The following is an 8,647-nucleotide window of genomic DNA, read 5'->3' on the forward strand; positions in this document are numbered from 1 at the left end:
TCTTAGGCGCGCTCCCATATTTTATACCTAATTCAATATTTTCTCCGTATTTACATATTGTTACACATTTTGGTTTTCCCCCGCCCACCTACTTAGTAGCTTTGAAAATGTACCTCACCGGGTCGGGAACCGCTATATCCTCCGTCCATCCAAATGATTGGACTTTGGACAAATAAGTTTTTGCTATCTTATAAAAAATTTGGTAAGTGTTCTCTGCCTTGTAACGCCCTTTCGCCGAATAATTATCTACATAACTAATTCCACTAGTACAGCTTGGCGGAAGTAAGCAGACCATTAAAAGCTACGAAAATTTAGCTGACTGCAAGGCTTAAAAATCGTATGTGTATCTACGCCGCATGGTACTAATTAATTTTTTAATACCTTTGCGAATAGTTTTTCTATCCCATTCTAATTGTTTTGAGCTAGCAGTTGTCCTCCGTGACCTAAAGACATCACAATGTGCGCTTGTCAACGCTATCTTGCTGAACCTTTCAATTGAGTTGCTGTTTCTTTAAGTGATCAACTTACCAATTTCATTTAATTTCTGTGACAATATTCCTTGTAAAGATTGAAGTTCTTCAAGACTAGCATTAGCTAAAGTCGTCTCAGATAATCCACTACTAATTTTTTGAATAATTACTTTTATTTCTTTCGATTCTGATTGTTCTGATGTTAAATACTTAGCTTTAATGCTTTTAATTAAATCGCGTGTCTCAGGTACAGTTAAACTTTCTTTTAATACCTTTTCTGTTGCCTTTATTCGTTCTAGAGCTGCTTCTTGTTCGGAAATTTTCAATATTTTTGATGATAATGTTGTTAATGCCAATGCGTGAGCGCCTTTAAGTTCTTGATGACGAATTGCTTTTTTCAAATCTTCTGGCAAAGATAACATTGGTAAAAGATTGGACTTAACAGAAGCAGGATTCAACCCAAATTCTAAGAACACTAAAAATAAAGCTTGCTCCTGGTTAATAATACCCAGTACTTCTAAACCTTGTTGTTGCTCCTCACTAGTAGCAATTAATAATTTTGTTAACTCCTTGACTTGATTATGACGTTCAAGTCGCTTAAGTACAGCAGCAAGACTTGTAGTAATCTCATCAAATTCTAAAGCAGTTGATTTGGTGATCTCTTTAAATATTGCTTCTGCCTTATCTAGTGGATTTAAATCTTCAAAACCTAAAAAAGTCAATAATGATGATTGGTCTAAATCCTGCGGCTGAGGTACGATTAATGCCCGAATAGTCTCCCATTCTAATAGCTTTGCTGCTGACCAACGTAACTGCCCGTCTAAGAGCATATAACGACCGTTATCTTGAGCCACTAAAATTACTGGTGTAATCTGTCCATGTTTTTTAAGTAATCTCGCTTTTGCTTGAATAGACTCTTGTGTAATTGTTTGTCTTGGCTGGTTAGGGTTAGGGTCAATTAGACCTGTATCAATGCCAATCTCACCTATTTGCGTTTGCAATTGTTCGCGCAGTTTGGTGATTTCTGTCTCTAATTCTGGTGATTGCGATGCACGCAACCTTTCTACTTCAGCTTGTAAATCTGTAATCTTTTGTTCTTGATCAGTTTTTTGTACTGCCACTTTAAATTTATCGCCGATTTGCGGTAATAATTTTGCCATTATTTTTCCTTAATTAATGCAATTAGATAATCAACAATTAATTTGAAATCTTTGGAAGCACGATGCTTGGGACGATACTTATGCAATGGTAATCCATAGGCACTAGCATTTTTAAACTCGTTAGAACTCCAAATTTTGGGATATAACTTTATACTTAATCTCTCAGCAATTGTAAGTAACTGTGCCAGGTATGAACTATTTGTTTCATAATAAATTATTTAGCTTCGTTTCACTATATCAATTTTTGTCGGATTTTAAAATCCGACAAAAATTAGTTTAAGAATTTTATTAAATGTCGTATTTTAAAATTCGACACTAAGGCGTATTAGCAATTACAACCAGATAAGAGAAGTTTCTATACCAAGTTCGTTGACCAAGTCAGCCTTGTTATTGCTTCTCTGCAAGACTACGATCATCGAGTTCTTCTAAAGCTAGGGCAAGTCTTTCAGTGATGTGTATCATAGTTAAAGTGCTGGCTTATGTAAATTTTATTATGGTATCTGGAATTCAATCTGGCATTGAGCCGAGATAAAAACCAAAACGGAAACAGCATCTGAAAAGGCTTGATTTTTCGTTGCGTATAACGGTGTTAAGTACAAAAAAGTAGCAAGTTACCAAACATAAGTCGGATAATCGTTTTCAACTATGTTGGCACAAAGTTAGTGAAAATAGTTATATTCGTGACATGATCAAGGCCTTTAAACGAGGCATGGCAAACCGCAGTATAGGAAGCTGGTGAGAAAGTGCCTAGTGGTAGAATCGTCGAAGATGTGGTGCATCTAAAAGATTTCTCATTCGTGTCTCCAGATATACAAAGTAGTGACGTACTGAAAGCAATCGAGACAGCGATTCCACCTTTTGCCATCGAACAGGCGATAAGCCTGCGGCATGGCTTCGCTTACCGTTACCAGCACAATTAGTGGTTAGGGAGTTGCAAGAAAATAAGATACCAATCAAGCTGGAACAATAGTAATATCCCATTTGGGTAATGTTTCAGAACGCTGCCAGTAGTTTTGGTAGAGTTCTAACTCTTGAGAGAGAACCTTGATTCCTTTTTCATAGGTTGCTTTAACCTGATGTACAATGGGTGAAATTCCCTTCCAGGTCATATTGGCAGCCCACTGTACAGCAGTTTCAACAGAATCTAAAATCGCCCCATTCGAATAGTTCTCGAGGGTTGCCCAACAACGCTCTATGGGATTGTACTTGCTATGGTACGGAGGATAGTAAATCAGTCGGATTCTTAAATTAATCGCTTGAGACAATTCAACCATGCGTTTGATAAATTGTGTGCGGTTAGGGACTTGCAAGAAAATAAAATACCAGTTATACAGGGACAATAGTAATATCCCATTTGGGTAATGTTTCACAACGTTGCCATTGGGATTAGTATTGTTCTAAATCTTGTGACAGAACCTTGATTCCTTTTTCATAGGTGGTTTCAACCAGATGAACAATGGGTGCAATGGCTTTCCAAGTCATATTAGAAGCCCAATGTGCTACGGTTTCAACAGAATCTAAAATCGCGCCATTCCAATAGTTCTCCAGGGCAGCCCAACACCGCTCTATCAGATTGTACTTGCTATGGTAGGGGGGATAATAAATCAGTCGGATTTTTAAATTAATCGCTTGAGACAACTCAACCATGCGTTTGATAAATTGTGTGCGGTCACTGCGAGTGGCAGCACCGCCATCAAGATCAATCACCCATTCATCGAGTTCAAGGTACTCGTGTTGATTCTCATGCCACCAAGCGGTTAAACAATCGACAATAAAATCACTAGTTTCAGCCGACTGTCCCAAGTAAATCGATAGCTTTGAACTATGAGTATTGAGAATGCCAAAGGGAACTAAAACTGCGTCCCAATGTGTATCGTGGTCATCCGCCGCTTTTGCCTTCAATGTTCGGGCTTTACCGCCTCTGGAAAGGTTGCCAATCTTGACCTTAGCTTTTGTATCTATAGACACTCGCAACGATTTGGGATTCTCATCTGATGCCTAAAACACGGTGCGAGAAACATCTGAAGATTTGCGAGCGCTAATTTCTTTAATGGGTGGAGAAGAGCCAAATCCATTACCAGGATATTGACTCAGAATTGTCGATGGTACATGCTTGTCAGTGGCAACCATTCAAGACATTTTCTCTAGACCAAATGGTGCTGATTCTGCTTTCTCTTGCGGCTCAAGTCGAACTTAAAGGTTTCCTGAAGGCAACAACAAGGGTAAAGAAAAAGCGAAAACCTTTAATCGTTGACAGTAAACATCGACACGTTTCCACTGCGCGGCTTTTAAAAACCCACCAGAACGCTAAAAACAAAAAGTAATATTTTTACTTTTGACTTTAATCTCAAGCAGGATTCTTTTTTGTATTTCAATGTCTGCTTCAAGCTGATTTATGTCTTAGAATCTACTCATAGAAGCACTTTTAGCGATTTACCCTTAATAGTACAACTCTTCCCATTGAAAAGGCTGGGCAAAGCCACCCCAGATTGGTTTTTTACCACGGAGGTCTGGAACCTGACTTTTCACGGGATGTGGAAAGGGGAGGCTGGTTCGCGAACCAGCCTCCCATAAAAAAGTCACCTCAGAATACTTTACGTTCTTCTAGATGAGCAAGAATATCTAAGCGATCGCGCCACACAGGACGCAACTTTTTATTGGCGAACATCTGTAATTGGTCGCTAATGTGGGGTGATCCAGCTTGAGTTGCATTGCCGTAGCTAGTTATTGCCATTGCCCGTACTGGGTTAGAAAATTCAATTGCAGCAACATAGGAATCACCTGCAACGGCTTTGAACTGATCCTTTTCTGCAGGCGCAAAATAGAGTACACGAAAAATTCCCAGATCACCATCCGCACCATTACCAGGCAAATCCACATCACCCAATTGTAGCCGAAAAACCTTGCCCCAGGGTACATTAATCGCCCCATACGTCTTTTCTATCTGTGCTGCGACTGCTTGCAGAGTTGCAACTGCACTTTCAGGATTAGCTAAACCATCAGGTGTGGTGCGTGGAGAATTTTCATTCCAGGGTTTACTAAAGGCCTTATCTAAGTTCATTTGTTGTATCCAAAAGGCAAATAATACCGCCCCGCGACTATCTGCATTGGCTTGACGATCCCAGGCTTCTAAGACATTAGCTGCTTTTTGCCCTAAGTCCTCACCGTACTTGCGTGCAGCCGGAATTAAATCATCCAAAATTCGATCAGCCAGTTCCATGCGGGTAGAGTACTTGTCTGCAACCATTTTATCGAAAGAGATTTTTTTATCTTCAGTTAACATCCTTACAGAACGTTGTGATCGGAAATCCATGAAACGAGGAGCCATGTAAGGCGGGTAATTATCTGCTTTAATGGCGGCTGGAAATGTAGTTGTCCAAGGTGGGTCATTTGTATTTTGCAACCAGCCACTCTTAGGGTCAACTATACGTGGTAAATCTTGGTAAGGATGAATTTTTGTCCACAAGGTTTTAGATGTATTTCCTGGGATTATGCCTTGCCAATATTTAAAATCACCCCTAGAGCGCACTGGAACTTGACCGTTGAATAGGTGCATGATATGCCCTTCTCTATCTGCATACATCACCGTAAACATCGGTAGTTGCAAGCGCTTGAGTACTGTTTGAAACTGGGTAAAGTTTTTTGCTCGTGCCATATCCCACCACTGCTGAAGTACACCCGGTCGGTCAAGACCTGCAACTCTCAGCGCCACAACTTTACCATTTTTCTCGACGATCACAGGCCCGTGGACAGAACTTTTCACTACTAATGGTTGTTCTTGCAAGGAGCCATCTTTCTGTTTCACCTTTAAGGAAAGAGTTTTTGTCTCGAAGGTATGAACCTTGTCATCAAAGCGGTACCCATTACCTGCCAGTGTGAGTTCATAAACATCCCAACCATCATAGGTGTTAACGGTGTGAGTCCAACCTAAGTTGTTGTTAAATGCGATCGCTAATACGGGAATACCAACAAGTGTTGCCCCATAAGCATCAATTCCTGGTGCAGTGATTTGGGCTTCATACCACAAAAATAAATCTGACCAAGGTAGGTGTGGGTTTGCTAGCAACATCGCCTTCCCATTGGCAGAATGAGTTGGTGCGATCGCCCAACCATTAGATCCTGTTTGCAATTTTTGTTTGCTCAGGTCTAATACTTCCTCCGGATTGACCACAAAGGTGAAATTGAGTACCCGATGTAAGTGAGCCATAACATCTTCTGCCTTGACTGGTAGCACCACCTCAACTTGATCATTAATTAAGTTAAAATTTTGGGAAGCATAAGCATTGATCCCAGTAGCAAAAGCATCAAGATAAGTGCGAAAAGTTGAACTCTGTGCTTTGTACCAAGAACGAGCGCGTTCTGGTACTCCCATAGTCTGTACCCAACGATCTGAATCTAGGTATTTATCTCCCCAATATTCGGCTGCGCGTCCCCGTGCTTGACCATAGAGACGCAAAAGCAAATCTCCATGACTTTGCATTTGTGCCCAACCAAAGGCATAAAATGCACTTTGGTCATCTTTTCCGTAGATGTGCGGCACACCATAGGTATCCCATAATATCTCTGTGGATTTTGTTGGTACAGCTATAGTGCGGTTTCCTACAAACAAAACCAGTATTAAACTGAGTATAAAGGGTAAAACGCGTTTTGATTTTCTTTTGTAAACCCTGAGTAAACTATCAATCCTCATTAACACCACCATTGATTACCTATTACAGGTTTTGAAAAACTTGAAAAATCTGTTCGCCTTACGGGGTTCGCCGATAATCTTTGGCGTTGAGTTCGGCTTTTAGTGATTCATAAGTGTGCATAGATGTAAGCTCTTATAGTGGTGTTTTTCAGCAGTGTGAAAACCTCATATGTAATACTATATTCTACGTAAAATACCGTATTTTACGATGCTTTTAGCAACCTCTCCAGTGGACGCAATCTCAGTAATCGGTTAATTACGGCGTGACTGTGACATTTCTATTGGGCGTTCCTGCTTTTCCTGTCGGAGACGCTACGCGAACGGGTTGTCGTAGGCATCGCTATTGGTAGTTTTTGCCTAATAACGATATGCCACATCAAAAACCCAGTAACAAACAAAATTAACGGTGCAAGTCCGACAAAGACGTAGAAAATTCACGATGGAAGTCTCTAAAAAGTACCCTAGTGCAGAGGGACAAAAGAGTTCAGAATGCGATCGCCTAATGATAACTTCAAAGAACTATCCACTCGTAAAACATTACCATTGTATTGGTCAAAATGATAGAATTTATCAATAAATCATAATGTAAGTAAATCCTGACTTTTCACGGTAAGTCCTCAAGCTCCGAAAAATCGTGGCTTTTCCCACGGTCTAATTCTCAATAGCTCTGAATTAATGAGAATAGCTAACGCAAAAATCAAGGCTTGGGAAACCCTCAAAATGATCTTTTCCACATCCCGTGAAAAGTCAGAAGTAAATCAGCGTTAAAAAATTAACTTGTGTGACGAAATGTAAAATCAGCAGACAGCTTTTGAAGAAGAATGCATAATTCAGAATTCAGAATCAATAGCGTGGGTAATTCAGAGCAGCCACTCTCTTGTTGACCACCAAATCTACGATTTGGTGGAGGTCTTAAACCCGGTTATTCATCAGCGATCGCGAACGTTAGATAAACGGTTAGGGCGGCCGCATCATGCTCAATAACTAAAGTATATTCTCAATAGACTTAAGAATAATGTCATTATATCTTGCTTATTGCGAAAGTTTTAGGCGTTGGCGTAGCCCGCCGCAGGCATCGCTTTGGGGCTTAAAAATAATCAAACGCGAAATCCTGATTTTTTCAGTAAATCGCAAAGTTTTCCCAAGGAGCGATCGCTAACTTTTACCTGTGTACAATTAAGTAACAAAAGCTACTATTTATATAATTAAAATTTATCTGAAACAGAAGGCGGTAAAAAAATGAAATTATAAATGATTTAGGATACCGCCTCAAAGGGGTTGCCAAAATTCAACCTCAAAAAAGATTCCTGAAACTGATGCAATCTTTGAGAAATTAGCTATAGTTCATCAAGAGGCAATAGAATACTCAAGCGTTTTGCGTTTAAGTCTGGATGCGAAAGCTCGTGTAAATATCGGCTCATTTGACGGTGGTGGTAGAAATCGAGCGCCGACAAAAACTGATGACCATGACTTCCACCCTAAAACAAGGATGACTCCTTACGGCATATTTATTCCAGGAATTGACAAATTATTTTTATATTTTACAGAATCAAAAGTAACGAGTTATTTTATCGTTGGTATTCTAGCAGATTTTTGGGAATCAGAAAGTTGGCGATTTTTAGAAATAAAAACTCTGCTTATTAATCAAGATAATGGAGGAGAGAATAATTCTCGGCGTACACAATTCATAAAACGCATAGTTGAATTTTCTCCAAAATATCAACTGAATGTACGTATCAAGCCAGGAAAGGATTAAGTCACCATAAGTACTAATGGGAAGGGAATTTCACCCTCAAGGTTATTCAGTTGTCAATGAGTAGATAGTGTTTAAAGCGTGCGCCACAACCCTTATTTGGGTTACTATCTACCACATTGCCCCGTATCCCCCGATTTCACGGTTTCACGGGAACGAATCGCACGCAGATTTTCCATGTGTATTTGGGGAGTCTTGGGTTGCCGTTGGCAACCCAAGACTACCCCGTTATAATGATTATCATTTTTATAAGCTGTATATTTTATTTCTTGAAAATCCCTAATCACGCTCAAGAAGAAGAAGAATGAGGGAAGATCTGAAGTAAGTAGCTTGATTTTTTCTAAACTTAATGATAATCTTTATGATTAAGTAAACTTAGAAGATCAGAAAGTTTTCCAAAGGTCTTACCAGCCTTTTATTTGGGATGGAGAATACAATCCTCTAAAATCATTTTAGAATCTACCTGTTGGCTAACTTTGTTATAGAACCCATTTGGGATCTATAAAGTAGCTAATCTTCGGAGCATAAGTCTGACAAAACAGAGATGAATTTTAGTGGTCGCATTTTCTAAAGT

General features: G+C 39.6%; 5 protein-coding genes and 1 pseudogene. 1 reads left to right on the plus strand and 5 read right to left on the minus strand.

The window, feature by feature from the left end; translation table 11 throughout:
• Nucleotides 1-511: 511 nt before the first annotated feature.
• From V7K49_RS27180 to V7K49_RS27200, 5 genes are all read right to left on the minus strand, one after another.
• Nucleotides 512-1,630 carry a ParB/RepB/Spo0J family partition protein gene (locus tag V7K49_RS27180; protein WP_335208406.1) on the minus strand — a complete coding sequence of 373 codons (1,119 nt, stop codon included), beginning with the start codon at nt 1,628-1,630 and terminating at the stop codon, nt 512-514.
• A 953-nt stretch (nt 1,631-2,583) separates the two neighbouring features.
• Nucleotides 2,584-2,970 carry an ISAzo13-like element transposase-related protein gene (locus V7K49_RS27185; RefSeq protein WP_442948697.1) on the minus strand — a complete coding sequence of 129 codons (387 nt, stop codon included), beginning with the start codon at nt 2,968-2,970 and terminating at the stop codon, nt 2,584-2,586.
• Nucleotides 2,971-3,016: 46 nt separating this feature from the next.
• Nucleotides 3,017-3,604, minus strand: a complete 588-nt coding sequence (locus V7K49_RS27190; RefSeq protein WP_442948698.1) for an ISAzo13-like element transposase-related protein — start codon at nt 3,602-3,604, stop codon at nt 3,017-3,019.
• Between the two features lie 24 nt (nt 3,605-3,628).
• Nucleotides 3,629-3,760 (minus strand): hypothetical protein, encoded by a 132-nt coding sequence (locus V7K49_RS27195; RefSeq protein WP_335208409.1) that lies wholly within the window; start codon nt 3,758-3,760, stop codon nt 3,629-3,631.
• 454 nt (nt 3,761-4,214) lie between these two features.
• Nucleotides 4,215-6,320, minus strand: coding sequence for an acylase (locus V7K49_RS27200; RefSeq protein ID WP_335208411.1), 2,106 nt, complete (start codon nt 6,318-6,320; stop codon nt 4,215-4,217).
• A gap of 1,247 nt (nt 6,321-7,567) precedes the next feature.
• Here V7K49_RS27200 and V7K49_RS27205 point away from each other — a divergent pair.
• Nucleotides 7,568-8,058: pseudogene (locus tag V7K49_RS27205) on the plus strand (ISAzo13-like element transposase-related protein); the annotation flags it as partial.
• Nucleotides 8,059-8,647: the final 589 nt, after the last annotated feature.

Source organism: Nostoc sp. (genome assembly GCF_036919675.1).
Classification (GTDB): Bacteria; Cyanobacteriota; Cyanobacteriia; order Cyanobacteriales; family Nostocaceae; genus Nostoc.

What these genes read in the sequence shown, in the direction of transcription:
- V7K49_RS27200 (WP_335208411.1), bottom strand. Translation starts at nt 6,320, where the DNA reads ATGAGGATTGATAGTTTACTCAGGGTTTACAAAAGAAAATCAAAACGC.
- V7K49_RS27180 (WP_335208406.1), bottom strand. Translation starts at nt 1,630, where the DNA reads ATGGCAAAATTATTACCGCAAATCGGCGATAAATTTAAAGTGGCAGTA.
- V7K49_RS27195 (WP_335208409.1), bottom strand. Translation starts at nt 3,760, where the DNA reads ATGGTTGCCACTGACAAGCATGTACCATCGACAATTCTGAGTCAATAT.